Below are 14972 nucleotides of genomic sequence, written 5' to 3'. Positions count from 1 at the left end.
TGAAATATCGTCTACGCCGATGTGAAATTCGCCGCGGCACATAGGGGGAGGCTCCCCCTATGTGCCGCGGCGAATTTCATTGCGACCTGCAGGCCGACGCGTCGTTGCCCGCAATCGCCCGCGCGATCGCCCACAGCCCATCCTTGACCAGCCGCACGTTGAGGTCGTCGGGCGCCGGTTCGGCCGGCCGCACAGCCGCGGGCTGTTCCGCCAGTTCGAACGGCACGACCTCGATCACCAACACGTTTTGATCCACCACCATATCGAACCGCTCGGCCAGCGCGTCCGCGACCAGCGCGACGGCCTCCGACACGTCGACCCGCTTGCACACCGCGCATGCCCCGCACGACTCGCACGCCTGGCCCGCCGTGGCGCGCGCGGTCGCCGCCCAGGCGCGCAGCCGCACGGCGGCCAGCTTGAGTACCCGCGCCAGCCCTTCGCCCGACAACGCGACCTGACGCCCCAGCGAGGGCATCGCCGCAACCGATTCCGCGGCGCCCAACAGCGCCTGCGCCCAGTCGGCCGCACCGGTCACATCGGTGAGCGGCGAAAGCCTCGCCGGCTGATCGAGCAGCGAGCCGTCCAGCGTAAGCACTCCCCGCTCGCTGCTAAGCGACAGGTCGAATGCGCGCACCTCGCCCATCGTCAGTGACAGCACCGCCAAGCGCGCGTCCGGAAAGCGCGCCGAGCGCACCGTCAGCCGCACCATGCCCGCGACCTCGGAAAGCCAGCGCGACAGCGGCTCGTCAAACGCCGCCTCGGCGGTAAGCTTCAGCCGCACCGTGCACCCGACCGCGCCGGTCGCGCCAGTTGCACTGGTCGCGCCGGTTGCACCGGCCGCTCCGGTCTTTTCGCCCGCGCCAACCCCCGCCATGCCCACCGCCATCAACAGCACCGCCACAAGGCTTGTCCGAATCCATCCGCGCATAAAACGGCCCCCCTCGCATGGATTGGTTATATGCAGGGGGGGCCGGGCGAATTATCGTTCGACGGGAATATCGCCGGGGGTTATTTAAGATGACTTTGGATGCTAGGTAATCGCTGATTAAAGCGCGCGTGCGATGGCGAGTTGAATTTTCGTCAGATCGTGCTCGCAAAATCCTCGACGTAGCGCTGCTACGTCGAGGATTTTGCGGGCGCGAGATGGCGAAAAGGCAGCCGCCATCGCGCGTGGGATTTGATCGGCGCTTACCTAGAGTGCCTTGGTATCAATCTCCGCGCGCAGCTTCCGGACCAAGTCCTCGACCGCCATCACGCCCAGGTCGCCTTCCTTGCGCGAGCGCACCGCGCAAGCGCCCTGCTCGGCCTCCTTGTCGCCCAACACCAGCATATAGGGCGTCTTCTGCATTTGCGCCTCACGGATCTTGAAGCCGATCTTCTCGTTGCGCAAATCCAGTTCCACCCGCATGCCCTCGGCGGTGAGCCGTGCCTCGAGCGCGCGGGCCGCGTCGTCGGCGCGGTTTGTGATCGTCATGATCCTCGCCTGCACCGGGCTCAGCCACAGCGGGAACGCGCCGGCGAAGTGCTCGGTCAGGATGCCGATGAAGCGCTCGATCGAGCCGTAGATCGTGCGGTGCAGCATCACCGGGCGGTGCTTCTCGCCGTCGGGGCCGACGTAGCTCATGTCAAAGCGCTCGGGCATGTTCATGTCGAGCTGGATCGTGCCGCACTGCCAGGTGCGCCCGATCGAGTCTTCGAGGTGGTAGTCGATCTTGGGCCCGTAAAACGCGCCGTCGCCCTCGTTGATCGTGTAAGGCACGCCCAACTCGTCAAGCGCGCCCTTGAGGCCCGCGGTCGCCGCTTCCCACATCTCGTCGGTGCCCATCGAGTTCTCGGGCCGGGTGGACAGCTCCACGCGGTACTTGAACCCGAACAGGTTGTAGACCAGGTCGTCCATCCTGTGCACGCCGATGACCTCGTCTTTAATCATCTCGGGCGTGATGAACAGGTGCGCGTCGTCCTGCGTGAAGCAGCGCACCCGCATCAGCCCGTGCATCGCGCCCGACAGCTCGTGGCGGTGCACGATGCCCAGCTCCCCCATGCGCAGCGGCAGCTCGCGGTAGCTCCAGGTCTTGCGCTTGTAGACCAGGATCCCGCCGGGACAGTTCATGGGCTTCAGGCAATAGGTCTGATCGTCGATCTTGGTCGAGTAGATGTTCTCCTTGTAGTGGTCCCAGTGGCCCGACTCCTCCCACAGGTGCTGGTTCAGCATGATGGGCGTGCGGCACTCCACATAGCCGTGCTCGGCGTGCAGCTCGCGCCAGTACTTCTCCAGCTCGTTTCTGAGCACCATGCCCTTCGGGAAAAAGAACGGGAAGCCCGGGCCCTCGTCGAATATGGCGAACAGGTCGAGCTCGCGCCCAAGCCGCCTGTGGTCGCGCTTCTTGGCCTCCTCCATCCGCCGAAGGTACTCGTCGAGCTCCTCCTTGTCAAAAAAGGCGGTGCCGTAGATGCGCTGCAGCATCTTGTTCTTCTCGTCGCCGCGCCAATAGGCGCCCGCGATGCTCAAGAGTTTGAACGCCTTGACCTTGCCGGTCGAGGGCAGGTGCGGCCCCGCGCACAGGTCGGTGAACTCGCCCTGTCTGTAGAACGAGATCACCGCGTCGCTGGGCAGGTCGCGGATCAGCTCGGCCTTGTAGGGCTGGCCCTGCTGCTCGACGAAGTCGATGGCCTCCCCGCGCGGCAGCTCGAAGCGCTCGAGCCGGTCGTTCTTCTTGACGATCTTCTGCATTTCCTTCTCGACCGCGGCCAGGAAGTCGGGCGTGAACGGCTCTTCCACGTCGAAGTCGTAGTAGAACCCGTTGTCGATCGCCGGGCCGATCGCAAGCTTCGCCTTCGGGTTCAGGCGCAGCACCGCCTGCGCCAGCACGTGGCTGGCGGTGTGCCTGAGCGCGTGCCGCCCCGCCGCGTCCTCAAAGCCCAGGATTTCCAGTTCCTTGCCGCCCGCAATCGGCGCAACCAGCGAGATCACCTCGCCGTCCAGCCGCGCGATCAGCGCCTTCTTCTTCAAATCGCCCTGCATCTCGCCCGCGATGTCCAGCGCGTTCATGCCGTCCCGAAACTCGCGTGCCTCGCCGTTGACCGTAAGCATCATGTGAACCATCCTCCCCAAAAAGAAAATGACCCGCCCCTCGCGAAGGGACGGGTTTGTTTACCCGTGGTTCCACCCAACTGACCGCGTACGCGGCCGCTCTATGCGGGCGATATCGCGCCCACGCGCCACCGATCGGAGGCTGGTCCACGCGCCCCGCCGCCAAGCGCGCTTTCAGCCACGGCGCGCTCTCTCTATCACGGCAATCCGGCCCGATCGTTCCCCGTCATCCCGGTGGATGGATATGGTCAGAGTATAGGCCCGGCTCATGGACGGTGTCAAGTTAATACTCATGGACGATTGAGGCCGCGTCGCCGGCCAAGCGCCGGCAACGCGCAGGGGGCGAAGGATGGCGTGAGCCGCAGTTGATTCCTGCGCAACCGATTCCGCAGGAAAGGCTTTAAAACGGGATCTTCGCATCCCTGGAGAAGGTGGCCGATCGCCTTTGTGTTCATTCCCTGATGGATGCGGAAATGGTTCCGGTCGGCACCCTATCCCCGCGACGGTATAAATCGCGCCTTCCCCCCGCACACTATCGCTACGGGAGGGCGATGTACATGCCGTCGATCTGGGAACAGGAGGTCTCCATCGAGCCGCGCGCGGCGCTCGAAGAAAAGGTGGACGCCGACGTATGCGTAATCGGCGCGGGGCTGGCCGGGCTCAACTGCGCGCGCCTTTTGTCGGAGGCGGGCGCGCGCGTGGTGGTACTCGAGGCCGAGCGCATCGCCGGCGGTCAGACCGCGCGCACCACCGGCAAGATCAGCGCCGGGCAGGAGATCGTATACAGCAAGCTCGGGAAGCATGCGGCGCACTACGCCGAAGCCCAGCGCATGGCGCTCGAACGCTATCGGCAACTGGCCAAACGGTACGACTTCGCTCTGGAGCAGCGCGACCACTACCTGTTCGCGCTCGAGGACGGACAACCGCTGCGCGAAGAGCTCGAGGCCATGCGCGAAGCGGGGCTGGACGCGTTCTGGGCCGACGAGACAGAACTCAAACTTTCGCTCGCGGGCGCGGTAGGGCTCGGGGCGCAGGCCTGTTTCCACCCGCTGCGCTACGCGCGCGCGATCGCGGAAGGCCTGACGATCTACGAGCACAGCCGCGCGCTGCATGTTACGGCCGGGCGCGTCGCGACCGCCCGCGGCGAGGTAAGGGCCCCGCACATCATCGTCGCGACCAACTACCCGTTTATCAATGCGCCGGGCCTCTACTTCCTGCACCTGCGCCAGTCGCGCAGCTTTGCGGCCGCGATCGAGGGCGTCCCGCCGCCCGAGGCCATGCACCTGGACGCGGCGCCCGGCGGGCTGTCGATTCGACCGTACGGGCGCTACACGGTCATCCTGATCGGCGACGAGCCGACCGGCCACAACGAGGGCACGCAGTTTGCGCGGCTCGACCAGTGGATCGCGCAGCTGTACCCGGGCGCGCGGGTGGCGGCGCGCTGGTCGGCGCAGGACGCCGTCAGCGCCGACCACCTGCCCTACGCGGGACGCTATGCGCCGGGCGCCGATGGGCTGTATGTGGCCACCGGCTTTCGCAAGTGGGGCATGACGGGTTCGATGGCCGCCGCGATCGCGCTGACCGACCTGATCCGCGGGCGCGAGCCGCCTGACTGGGCGCGCGCGTTCGACCCGGCTCGCTCGCCGCTCGGCGTGCTGCCGGGCGTGCTCGAAGGCGCGGGCGCGGCGGTTCAGGGCCTGTCCGCCCGGCTGATTCCCCCGGACGCGTCGCAAACCCCGCTCACGCCGGGCGAGGCGCGCATCATGCTGTGGGAGGGCCGTGCCGCCGCCGTCTATCGGGACAAAAACGGGCACATCCACCTGGCCTCGCCCGCCTGCACGCACATGGGCTGCCGCCTGAACTGGAACGCCGACGATATCACCTGGGACTGCCCCTGCCACGGCTCGCGCTTCGACGTCGACGGCCGGCTGCTCGACGGCCCGGCGCAGCGGGATGCCGAGGTTGCGCCGGATGCGTAGGCTCATAGAAAAGGGGGATCATTGGCATAAGAAATGAGCCTGGATAGCCCGGGGAGGTGATCGCATGAACGGCAACAGCCAGCAAATAAAAAGCCAAGCCCTGAATGGGCTTTGGCGGGAAGGAATTTCCGAGAGAAGAGGTCGTAAAAGAAATAAAACAAACAAGCTGCCGCCATGCGCGCCATCCGGGGGATATCAGTAGCACAGCCGTTTTGCCCAATCAAGGACAAACGACTTCGCCGCCCTTGATGGCCGAGCCGGAATCCGTTGCGATACAGCCGGGCAGCAGCAAGGGTTCCTACGCCGATTGCCGGCATTTCCTGACGTTCGTTTTGGCACAACAATTGGGGGCAGGCCATGGCAGCGACACGCCTCGGTTAATCCTCGCGCAATAGTGCCTGCGTAGCGCAGCGCAAAGAACCGCCCTGCGCATTATGCGCGCCAAAGAATATCGGATAAACCGTAATACCGCGTTTCTCCAGCGCCTCCTTGATTTCGGAGTTGTCTTCGTTTTCGTTATATCCCATGACGTAAGTGTTCTCATCGATTGGAAGTCCATTTACCACAAGGTACTGGAGCTTTTCCATGCCGACTTCGATCAAATCCCAATCCATCAATATTTCAGGTATGCCTTCTTCGAATGCATCGGGGCATATGATCGCAAGCCCGTTCCGTGGTACGGATAGGGCGCAGTCCAGATGCAGGACATTTTCGCAAAGCGGAACCCTGACCACGTCATATTCATTACCCAGATAGTTTTTCAGCCACTCATAGCCCGCTTCATTCGAGCCTACCGACGCGTTTGCAGAATTGCCAACCAGTATGGTTTTGCCCAATACGATGATGTCGCCGCCTTCAAGCAGCGGCGAATCGTTGGAATATTCGCCAAGCAAAGGCATATGCGGCATAGCCGTCCACTTGACCTGCGCCACGCTACATTTCTCCGTAAGCAATGACCGGAGCCCTTCAATATCCGTTCTTCTCAGCGGTGTACGCAAGTTGGCTTCAATGACATTATTTCCTATGATTATCAGGTTATCCCGGGGAAAATCCTGAGAATAACCGTTAATCAACGCCTCACTGCCATAGAGAGTTTCCACATCCTGTTGGCTGAGGAGCGTTGGGCGGTAAACTGTCACACCAAGGCTTTCCAGGATTCTGACAAATTCATCGTTTTCCGCCTTGATTAAGTCGTATTCCGTTATGCCGCTTTCCGCACCGACAATACACTCATCCCAGCTTTTCCCGGCGTTGTCTATCGCAACCTTTTGTTCAGCCTCCGGCAACACCTTCAGCGCTTCCTGAAGCCATGCCGCCTCCAGGGATGGGTTGAGGCCGCTGGCCTCGCCTACGACCACTTCTTTTAGCGCGCCGTATTCGCTGCCGATATAAACATGTGTTTTCGTCGTCCCGGTTTCATTAAGAATATCCGCATACGCTGCCAGCGTTGTTGAAAACGAACATACAATGGTTAGAACCGCCATGATGACATGAACCGAGTTAGAATGGCGCTTCAACATTGTGGCATCCCCCTATGCGTTGATTCCCATTTCTATGCCATTATACCATGAAAGTCATATGGGATCAACGGTTTCCTATCATAAAGAATGCTTAGATTTATTGATAGAATTGTTTGGGCACGCAATGGAAATGATATTGTATTGATATTGGATTTGAATTTGCGTGATGCAAGGAGGTGATCCCATGAACGGTAACAGAATACCCAATGGACTAATCAATAGCAAATCGCCCTATCTGCTTCAGCACGCCTATAACCCGGTTGATTGGATGGAGCGGGGCGATGTCGCTTTTGTAAAGGCGCGACGGGAAAACAAGCCGATATTCCCGAGCATCGGCCGCTCCACCTGTCACTGGTGACATGTTCGCCAATGACGCCATTCCATACTCATTTGCATCTCGAACAGGTGAATCATTGGCGGTGTGAAAAAGAGTCCGGAATCATCAGACTTCGGACTCTTGGAAAGGGCGTCAACCATGACCCATCAGGCGATGTTTCTCAGGCTGGTTGCATGGGTGTGCTAACCCATATTCCGGCAGCCATCCGGCCAGTACCGATAATAAGTCAGCGCATAATCGTAAGTGGTGAAGTTCAATTCATGGTCAACGCCATCGGGCATGCTCACCACATAACTGATCTCGTGCATCATGTCCACGTCTTCGTTGCAGCTGTTCTTCGCTTCCACGAAGCTGTAGGTGTTGATAACGGTCTTCTCCGGTTTCTTGCCGCCTTCAAACAATGTCATGGTAATTCCAACGGCCTTCTTTTCCAGATCAGACTTGACCTCTTGAATGGTCCTGTCCATCCGCACACCAACGTTGCCATTATGATGGAATCGCGACGCCGAATCCAGCGTACCATCCCGGACATTCAGAATGATCTCGTAGCCATCGAACGTATCACCGGCGCGTTGTTGGCAAATCAACATGTCCTCCGGTCCAATTTTCACCCGCCAGACAGGCTGACCATTTGATCCTCCGAAGAAATCATCGTCATACAGCCCTGTGAATACAAACAACTCGCCCGTGTCCATGTCAAACAGCTTTTTCGCCCAATCCCTGGCGAGCTGTTCCGCCTGCTGCTGAGTGATCATATCCGGCACCTCGTGAAGTACCGCCCGACGTGTGAGCGAGTCCACCAATTCGATGTAGTTTAGCATTTCGTCGTCCGTCAACTCATACTGCATGGGCAAGTGGATGGTGTTCTGTTCGTCCATCCACAGTTTACCGTCCGGCGTCTCTGAGATTGCCAATGGCGTACCCGGGCGCAGCCCGCTGAGCAAGTACTCGGTTTTGAGGCGGCTCTGGTTCAAAAACTCGTTGCCGGTCAGACTGCGCGTCGTAGAATAGTACGCATTCTTTTGCGGCTCCATCCAGTTGAATTGCCAGTAAACATCCTCAAAAGCCACGTCCAGCTCGGACATGCATACGTCGTCCCTCGAAACGCCGCTGACCGGTGCGATCATTCTCACCAATGGAAGCGCGGTCTCGCGGGTGAGCGGATCATCACCGACGCATACCGTGGCCGTGCCGTAGTCGATCAATATCGTGCCGGGTGCTCCGCCCCCGATCTTGGTCTTCTCCTGATATCGCTCAAATGCGCTCGCATTATATACCGTACGCCAGAACTCGATCAGGTCGTCATATACCCGCTGGGTATATGTCAGATCAGTGCCGGGATATCCCGACCAAGTATCGTAGTCGTCGCCCATCTCCGCCAGCAGTGCATCCCAAATCTGCTGTTCGCCTTCGCTCAACGGCCGCGAAAACGCCAGTTTGTACGGTTCCCCAAATCCCTCCGGCAACTTCGGCAGTGGTACGCGCTCGCCGCCCGCCGCGGGTTGCTGCGTGACCACCTCGCCGTCCGGCAACCCCTGCGCGTATGCCAATAGCCGGGGCAGTATCAGCGCGTTGCCCAACAGTAGAGCCAGTGCCAACAGCACAGACAGGATTCCATGCTTGTTCTTCATGTTTGTCGCATCCCCTTTCTATGGTTCAAGTTTAGGGGATTTGGTGTAACCGCGTCCTCACACGGTTGTAAGTGGGCTGTAAACTCGACCCGGACCGTGGTGCCGCTACCCGGCGCGCTTTCAATGTGGAGCGTCGCACCATGCGCCTGCGCAATCTGATTCACGAGCGCCAGCCCCAGCCCTGCGCCGCCATGCTCGCGGGAGCGCGCTCTGTCGGTGCGGTAAAAGGGCTCCGTGGCGTGATTGGCTTGTTCCTCTGTCATGCCACGCCCACGATCGCTGACCGTAAGGCATGCCGCGCCATGGTGTATCCCGGCGCTCAGTTTTATCTGCCCATTGGGTTCGGACGCGCGCACGCTGTTCACGATCAGGTTGATCAGCAAGGCCTCGATCAGCGCCGCGTCGCAGATCAGATTATCCAACTGGCAAGTGACACATAGGCGCAAATGCTTCTGATCAAGCTCCGGTGCGGTTGCTTGCGCGACATGCTCAAGCAAGAGGCTCACAGGCGCAGGTTCAAGCCGGATGCCGTCCTGCCTGATCCCCGCCAGCGTCAACAGCGCCTCGCTCATCTTCTGCATCCTGATGCTCTCTGTGGCAATGTACTTAAGCGCCCTGCGCTGGTCAGCCTCCTCTAGCGGCTGCTCCAGCAGCAAGCGCGCGCAACCGCCTATCGAAGTGACGGGCGTGCGCATCTCGTGCGCCAAGTTGTCCGCGAACCGTTGGCTGCGCTGGACAGATTCATAAAGCTCCGCGATGTGCTGCTCAGTCGTATGTGCCATGCGATTAAACCCGCGCGATAGCTGCGCCAACTCGCTATTTCCCTTAACCTTGACCCGCACGGAAAAATCTCCGTCCATTGCCCGGCGCATGGCACCCGACAGTCGCGCAACGGGCGCGAGCAGGCCGGACAGCAGCACCCAGGACAATAGCAGCAAAAGCGCCGAAGCGGCCATCGCCATGATCAGCATCTGCTGTGTAAGTTGCCTGTTTCTCTCCATCAGCGGTAGCAGGCTTGTGGCGCTGAGCAGTGTGATGTTCTGATAAGGCGTGGGCAGGCTGGACGCCGCATATAGCCACCCGCCACTGACGACGGTGCGCCGGAGCCCATCCGCTTCAAGCAGCTCTTCCGGCACGGATGCCGGCGCATCATTCAGCGCCGGTAAACCATCCACATACCAGCTAAGCCTCGCACCGGCCAGATTGCGCACCAGCAGGTTATGAACCAGCGGCAGTGTGTTCATCGCGTCCGCACTGTCTGGGAGCGAGTGCAGATGGCCGGACGCGGACCGAATCAAATCATAATGGCTTGCCAGTGCGCGCGCCCGCTCGCGGTCCAAATTCAATTGTGTGCTTTGGCGCACCGCCAGCAACAGACAAGCATCCAGCGTGATGGTTACCAGCAGCAGGACGCACAGCAGCAACTTCGATCGGAAGCTCATTCTTCTTCCTCCAATCGATAGCCCGACCGGTGCGCGGTCGTGATCACCCGCTCCCAATTAAGCTTTTTTCTCAGGCGCTGGATATGTACGTCCACAGTGCGCGTCTCGCCCATATAATCGATGCCCCACACCTGTGCCAACAGCTGTTCACGCGAAAACACGACCCCCGGGCGGCGGACAAACGCCATCAACAGTTGGAATTCGAGGTTGGTAAGCGCGATCTCACAGCCATCGCGCCGAACGCGCTGCTCATCTGGGTGAATGGTCAGGCCGCGCAGATGGATTTCGGACGCACCCGGTGATGCGCGTCTGAGTAGCGCCTCCACGCGCGCAACCAACTCCAGCGGTTCAAATGGCTTCACCAAATAATCGTCCGCGCCCTGCGCCAACCCATTGACCCGATCCGCGAGGTTTATTCGCGCAGAGACGATAATCACCGGCAAGCGCCGTTCACGGATGTGCTTCAGTAAATCAAGGCCGTCAATACCAGGTAACATCAGATCGAGCAGCATCAGGTCAAACGAGTGCGTGTTCAGCGCATCCAAAGCCTCAGACCCATTAAAAACCTGCGTGACACGGTATCCTGCAATGCGCAGGCTCATCTCCATAAGATCGTTGATCGGACGCTCGTCTTCTACGATGAGTATGTGCTTCATCTCCACACCTCCGCGGGTGTAGTGTACCACATATGACGCTGAGGATATTCAATAAGTTGTAACAAATGCTCTTAACCATGATCCATAGAATGGAGCGGGCGAAAAATGGTGATAATAAAAGCATGACTATAGTTTTTGATATAGAAGGTGATCCCAAATGACCCACAAAAATGCAACCCTCAACAGATTGGCCAATGAAAAATCCCCCTACCTGCTGCAGCACGCAAGCAACCCCGTCGATTGGTGGCCGTGGCGGGACGACGCTTTTGAAGAAGCACGGCGCGAAGACAAGATGGTCTTCCTGTCCATCGGGTATTCCACTTGCCACTGGTGCCACGTCATGGCCCACGAGTCGTTCGAGGACGAGGAAGTGGCGCAATGGCTGCGCGAGGGTTACGTCGCAATCAAGCTCGACCGCGAAGAACGGCCCGACATCGACAAGGTGTACATGGACGCCTGCATGGCGATGAACTTATCTGGCGGCTGGCCGCTGACCGTGCTGGCGACGAGCGAGGGCCGGCCGTTCTTCGCCGGCACCTACCTGACGAAGCCCCAGTTGATGAGCCTGCTCCGGCGCGCGACCAAGCTGTGGCGGGAGGACCGCGCGGCGGTGGAGGCGTCGGGCGCCCGGCTGGCCGAGCACCTCGCCAGGGAGGAAAACCCCGGCGAGCGAGCGCCCGACCGGGCGCTGATTGCGCGCGCGGTAGACGGACTCAAGCGCTCGTTTGACGCGAAGGACGGCGGCTTCGGCGCGCCGCCCCGGTTTCCGATGCCGCAAAATCTGCTGCTGTTGATGGAACAGGCGCCGGATGATGCCGAGGCGCTGCCTATGGCGGAGCGGCAGCTTGCGATGATGTACCGCGGCGGGTTGTTCGACCACGTCGGCGGCGGGTTCGCGCGCTACGCCACCGACCGACGCTGGCTGATCCCCCACTTCGAGAAGATGCTCTACGACAACGCGCTTTTGACCTACGCCTACGCCGAGGCATATGCGCTGACCGGGCGAAAGGTCTATCGCGTCGCGGCCGAGCGCACGGCGGACTACGTGCTGCGCGAGCTGACGAGCGAGGGCGGCGGCTTCTTCAGCGCGCAGGACGCCGACAGCGAGGGCGGCGAAGGCGCGTTCTATTTGTTCGAGCGCGCGGAGCTGGAGCGCGTGGCCGGACCCGAGTTGGCCGATTGGTACGGCGCAACGGAAGCGGGCAATTTCGAGGGGCGCAACATCCTGAACCTGCTGGGCAACGAAGGCTGGGAGGGCGACGACGCGGCGCTCGCTCCGGCCCGAGCGGCGCTCTACGCCTACCGCAAGGACCGCATGGCGCTGGGCACCGACCGCAAGGTGCTGACCGCCTGGAACGCTCTGATGATCGCGGCGCTCTCGCGCGCCGCCCGGGCGTTGAACGCCCCACGCTACCGCGACGCGGCGCTTAAGGCGTGGGATTTCATCCGGGCGCACATGCAAGATGCCGACGGACGGCTGTTCATCCGCTGGGCGGACGGCCAGGCGGCGGGCGACGGGCTGCTCGACGACTACGCCTTTCTGGCCTGGGGGCTGATCGAGCTGTACCGCGCCGCGCTCGACCCGTCGCTGCTTATCGCGGCCGAGGCGCTGGCCCGTATCTTGGTCGAACGGTTCCGTGACGCCGAAAACGGCGGCTTCTTCCTGAACGCGGCGGACGCCGGGCTGATCCATCGGCCCAAGGAATTCTACGACGGCGCTATGCCCTCGGGCAACGCGGTGGCCGCGCTGGCAATGCTGGAGCTGGGTCGCTACACCGCCCAACCGCGTTGGCGCGAGGCCGCCGAGCGGCAGCTGCGCACGCTGTGCGCCGCGGCGCGCAGCCACCCGGGGGCTTGCGCGTTCGCGCTGCTGGTCGCGGCGCGCCACTTGACCCCCTCGCGCGAATTGGTGTGCGCCTGCGCGGACGAGGACGCGGCGCGTGTCGTGCGCGAACGCCTGTCGGCCTCGGGCGACCGGGCGCTGTACGTCCTCGTCAAAACGCCGGGCAACGCCCAAGCGCTCGATCGCCTCGCGCCCTTCACCGCCGACTATCCCCTGCCCGCCGCGGGCGCGCGGCTCTACCCCTGCCAGAGGGGCGCGTGCGGCCAGCCGGTCGACGCGTTCGAGCAATTGCCGCCGGGCTTCGCGTAGTCGGTCTACCCCGCTTGCAACTTCGTTAAATCGCGCCGCCCCGCTTGACAACGGCGGGGGCGGCGCATATAATTGGTTTAGTTAGATAATCTTCTAAATATCTAAATGAAGGGGGCGAACGGCATGGGCGATGCCTGGAACGCGATGGGCGACCCGACGCGGCGGGCGATTCTCGAAATGCTGCGCGTAGGCGACATGAACGCGGGCGAAATCGCGGCGCGGTTTGACATGAGCAAGCCGTCGATCAGCCACCACCTGAGCATCCTGAAGCAAGCGGGGCTGGTGCGCGCGACCAAGGCAGGGCAAAACGTGGTGTACGCGCTGAGCACCAGCGTGCTCGAGGACCTGATGGAATTGCTGGCCAACCTGACGGGAAGGGGCGAGGAATCATGAAACGCATGCTGTATTTTTTGCTGGCGGTTGTGAACCTGCTGCTGGCGGTCTGGGTGATCGGCGCGCTGCCTGACACCGTGCCGGTGCATTTCAATCTTATGGGCGAAGTCGACCGGCTGGGCAGCCGCTGGTGGTACCTGCTCACGGGCGCGCTGCCGCTGCTGGTGATGGGGCTATATTTGCTGTACATCCGCCTGACGAGGCACAACGAGCGCATTGTGTGCAACCGGGCGGTCGAGGATCGGCTCATCCCGATGATCGCGCTGGCGCTGGGGGCCGTGGGTTGGGTGGCGCTGCTGGCCGCTCGCTCGGGCGAGCACGTCCAGCCCCGGCATTTCAGCCTGATCTTCGTGGCGCTCGGCCTGCTGATGGTGTATATGAGCAACCTGATGGGCAAGGTTAAGCGAAACCGCACCCTGGGCTTCAAGATTCTCTGGACGCTCAAGGACGAGGTGGTGTGGAACAAGACGCACCGGCTGATGGGCTACGCGGGCGTGGCGCTGGGCGCGGTGATGATCGCCGGGGGGCTCGCCGGGGTGGCCGGACACGAAAAAGCCGCGTTTATCCTGTTCTTCGGCGCGCTGGCGGTCTTCGTGCTGCTGCCGGTCTTCTATGCTCGGGGGCTGTATAAGCAGCGGCATGAGGCCGAATGAAATATCGCTGCTCGGTGTGAAATGCGTTGAGGCACATGGGAGGGCGCCCTCTCCCATGTGCCTCAACACATTTCGCGCGCTATGGGCGCGTTTCGCTTGCCCTCAGGGTAAATTTCATTCCACCCGCGCCAGCAGCGCGTCGTACTCGTTGCACAGCGGATGCAGCGGGGCTTCGTCTTCCTCGATCTCGGCGAAGCGGGCGATCTCCTCGAGGAAGTAGTTGTCGGTCACGTCGTCGTTGATCTTGGAGACCTCGCCGACCACCAGGTCGCCGCCGCCGGGCAGGGGCCCGAAGATGTGCGCGACGTAGGGCGGCAGGGTGACGCTTCCGCCCTTGTTGACCAAGATGGTCTCGCCGGTCTTGAAGGTGTGTTCGATGCCGTCCATGTACACGCTGACCGGCTCGCCGGTCTCGCGGCCGGTCAAGGGATCGACGGCGTAGAGCGTCAGCGCCAGCGTGCCGCCGGCGCGGTTGATGATATCCTCGGTCTTGTAGACATGGTAGTGCTTGGGCAGGCGCTGGCCGTCCTTCATCAGGATGTACTTCTCGCAGTAGGGCACGCCGACCGACGGGTCGGTAACCAGGCCGTTGCGCACCGTGAACAGCACCGCGCCCAGCCGCTCGAATTCGCCGCGGCCGTAATCACTGATGTCCCAGCCCAGCATCGTCTTGCGGATGCCCCCGATCCGATCCTTATGCGCGCGCCACTCGTCGAGCGACCAGTAGGCCAGCTCGGGCAGGCGGATGTTGTTTTTCTCAAGCAACTCGTTCGACCAGCGAATCCAGGCGTTGACTTCCGATCGTTTCATGATGCAATCCTCCCCATTTTGTCGGTATGCCACATAAGTATAGCGCACCGCCCGGGTATTGGCAACCCGGGGATGTCTTGTTTTTTGCCACAAAATCTGTTGACAAACGGTCGCGCTCCCGGTATAATGATCTCTGTTGCACAGCGACATGCGGTCGTGGCGGAATTGGCATACGCGCACGTTTGAGGGGCGTGTTCTGCAAGGAGTACGGGTTCAAGTCCCGTCGACCGCACCAAAAGGCCCGTCCAATGAGGACGGGCCTTTCCCTATGAAAAGCCCGTGGTTGCTGGGCTCCGGGGCGTTTTTGT

The 14972-nt window shown here is 61.5% G+C and carries 12 protein-coding genes, 1 tRNA gene and 1 pseudogene; 7 read left to right on the top strand and 7 right to left on the bottom strand.

Annotation, left to right across the window (positions count from 1 at the left end; all coding sequences use genetic code 11):
• Positions 1-76: 76 nt before the first annotated feature.
• Together ACH6CV_RS09025 and thrS are read right to left on the bottom strand one after the other, a co-directional pair.
• On the bottom strand, positions 77-928 hold the full coding sequence (locus ACH6CV_RS09025) for a hypothetical protein (protein ID WP_456357854.1): 852 nt from the start codon (positions 926-928) through the stop codon (positions 77-79).
• Positions 929-1192: 264 nt separating this feature from the next.
• Positions 1193-3094, bottom strand: a complete 1902-nt coding sequence (thrS, locus tag ACH6CV_RS09020; RefSeq protein WP_456357853.1) for a threonine--tRNA ligase — start codon at positions 3092-3094, stop codon at positions 1193-1195.
• Positions 3095-3648: 554 nt separating this feature from the next.
• On the opposite strand from thrS, the gene ACH6CV_RS09015 reads away from it, so the two are divergent.
• Positions 3649-5070 (top strand): FAD-dependent oxidoreductase, encoded by a 1422-nt coding sequence (locus ACH6CV_RS09015; RefSeq protein ID WP_456357852.1) that lies wholly within the window; start codon positions 3649-3651, stop codon positions 5068-5070.
• A 64-nt stretch (positions 5071-5134) separates the two neighbouring features.
• Positions 5135-5272, top strand: coding sequence for a hypothetical protein (locus ACH6CV_RS09010; protein ID WP_456357851.1), 138 nt, complete (start codon positions 5135-5137; stop codon positions 5270-5272).
• Positions 5273-5447: 175 nt separating this feature from the next.
• On the opposite strand, the gene ACH6CV_RS09005 is transcribed toward ACH6CV_RS09010, so the two are convergent.
• Complete coding sequence (locus ACH6CV_RS09005) at positions 5448-6590, bottom strand: dimethylarginine dimethylaminohydrolase family protein (RefSeq protein WP_456357850.1); 1143 nt, start codon at positions 6588-6590, stop codon at positions 5448-5450.
• A 184-nt stretch (positions 6591-6774) separates the two neighbouring features.
• Between ACH6CV_RS09005 and ACH6CV_RS09000 the strand changes: the two are divergent.
• Positions 6775-6945, top strand: a pseudogene (locus ACH6CV_RS09000) (DUF255 domain-containing protein); the annotation flags it as partial.
• Positions 6946-7109: 164 nt separating this feature from the next.
• Here ACH6CV_RS09000 and ACH6CV_RS08995 read toward each other — a convergent pair.
• Genes ACH6CV_RS08995 through ACH6CV_RS08985 form a run of 3 tightly spaced genes read right to left on the bottom strand, consistent with a single transcriptional unit; the run spans position 7110 to position 10656 of the window.
• Complete coding sequence (locus tag ACH6CV_RS08995; protein ID WP_456357849.1) at positions 7110-8558, bottom strand: hypothetical protein; 1449 nt, start codon at positions 8556-8558, stop codon at positions 7110-7112.
• Positions 8555-10000 carry a sensor histidine kinase gene (locus ACH6CV_RS08990; RefSeq protein ID WP_456357848.1) on the bottom strand — a complete coding sequence of 482 codons (1446 nt, stop codon included), beginning with the start codon at positions 9998-10000 and terminating at the stop codon, positions 8555-8557. Before ACH6CV_RS08990 ends, ACH6CV_RS08995 begins: the two co-directional genes overlap by 4 nt.
• Positions 9997-10656 (bottom strand): response regulator transcription factor, encoded by a 660-nt coding sequence (locus ACH6CV_RS08985; RefSeq protein WP_456357847.1) that lies wholly within the window; start codon positions 10654-10656, stop codon positions 9997-9999. Before ACH6CV_RS08985 ends, ACH6CV_RS08990 begins: the two co-directional genes overlap by 4 nt.
• 157 nt (positions 10657-10813) lie before the next feature.
• On the opposite strand from ACH6CV_RS08985, the gene ACH6CV_RS08980 reads away from it, so the two are divergent.
• The 3 genes from ACH6CV_RS08980 (at position 10814) to ACH6CV_RS08970 (ending at position 13854) form a co-directional block, all read left to right on the top strand.
• The gene (locus ACH6CV_RS08980) at positions 10814-12808 is read left to right on the top strand and encodes a thioredoxin domain-containing protein (protein WP_456357846.1); all 1995 of its coding nucleotides are present in this window, start codon (positions 10814-10816) and stop codon (positions 12806-12808) included.
• Positions 12809-12931: 123 nt separating this feature from the next.
• Positions 12932-13201, top strand: a complete 270-nt coding sequence (locus ACH6CV_RS08975; protein ID WP_456357845.1) for an autorepressor SdpR family transcription factor — start codon at positions 12932-12934, stop codon at positions 13199-13201.
• The gene (locus tag ACH6CV_RS08970; protein WP_456357844.1) at positions 13198-13854 is read left to right on the top strand and encodes an SdpI family protein; all 657 of its coding nucleotides are present in this window, start codon (positions 13198-13200) and stop codon (positions 13852-13854) included. The genes ACH6CV_RS08975 and ACH6CV_RS08970 overlap by 4 nt, the downstream gene beginning before the upstream one ends.
• A gap of 114 nt (positions 13855-13968) precedes the next feature.
• Here ACH6CV_RS08970 and ACH6CV_RS08965 read toward each other — a convergent pair whose 3' ends face one another.
• On the bottom strand, positions 13969-14664 hold the full coding sequence (locus ACH6CV_RS08965; RefSeq protein ID WP_456357843.1) for a D-lyxose/D-mannose family sugar isomerase: 696 nt from the start codon (positions 14662-14664) through the stop codon (positions 13969-13971).
• 150 nt (positions 14665-14814) lie between these two features.
• Between ACH6CV_RS08965 and ACH6CV_RS08960 the strand changes: the two genes are divergently transcribed.
• Positions 14815-14899, top strand: a tRNA-Leu gene (locus tag ACH6CV_RS08960).
• Positions 14900-14972 lie beyond the last annotated feature (73 nt).

The organism is Anaerozeibacter quisquiliarum (assembly GCF_051162045.1).
Classification (GTDB): domain Bacteria; phylum Bacillota; class Clostridia; order Christensenellales; family Aristaeellaceae; genus Anaerozeibacter; species Anaerozeibacter quisquiliarum.
Note: the sequence above shows the minus strand (reverse complement) of the source record. Positions and strands in the feature narration are given on the sequence as shown.

Coding starts and splice junctions, on each gene's coding strand:
- ACH6CV_RS08990 (WP_456357848.1), bottom strand. CDS start 10,000: ATGAGCTTCCGATCGAAGTTGCTGCTGTGCGTCCTGCTGCTGGTAACC.
- ACH6CV_RS09015 (WP_456357852.1), top strand. CDS start 3,649: ATGCCGTCGATCTGGGAACAGGAGGTCTCCATCGAGCCGCGCGCGGCG.
- ACH6CV_RS08965 (WP_456357843.1), bottom strand. CDS start 14,664: ATGAAACGATCGGAAGTCAACGCCTGGATTCGCTGGTCGAACGAGTTG.
- ACH6CV_RS08980 (WP_456357846.1), top strand. CDS start 10,814: ATGACCCACAAAAATGCAACCCTCAACAGATTGGCCAATGAAAAATCC.
- ACH6CV_RS08985 (WP_456357847.1), bottom strand. CDS start 10,656: ATGAAGCACATACTCATCGTAGAAGACGAGCGTCCGATCAACGATCTT.
- ACH6CV_RS08995 (WP_456357849.1), bottom strand. CDS start 8,558: ATGAAGAACAAGCATGGAATCCTGTCTGTGCTGTTGGCACTGGCTCTA.
- thrS (WP_456357853.1), bottom strand. CDS start 3,094: ATGATGCTTACGGTCAACGGCGAGGCACGCGAGTTTCGGGACGGCATG.
- ACH6CV_RS09010 (WP_456357851.1), top strand. CDS start 5,135: ATGAACGGCAACAGCCAGCAAATAAAAAGCCAAGCCCTGAATGGGCTT.
- ACH6CV_RS08975 (WP_456357845.1), top strand. CDS start 12,932: ATGGGCGATGCCTGGAACGCGATGGGCGACCCGACGCGGCGGGCGATT.
- ACH6CV_RS09025 (WP_456357854.1), bottom strand. CDS start 928: ATGCGCGGATGGATTCGGACAAGCCTTGTGGCGGTGCTGTTGATGGCG.
- ACH6CV_RS09005 (WP_456357850.1), bottom strand. CDS start 6,590: ATGTTGAAGCGCCATTCTAACTCGGTTCATGTCATCATGGCGGTTCTA.
- ACH6CV_RS08970 (WP_456357844.1), top strand. CDS start 13,198: ATGAAACGCATGCTGTATTTTTTGCTGGCGGTTGTGAACCTGCTGCTG.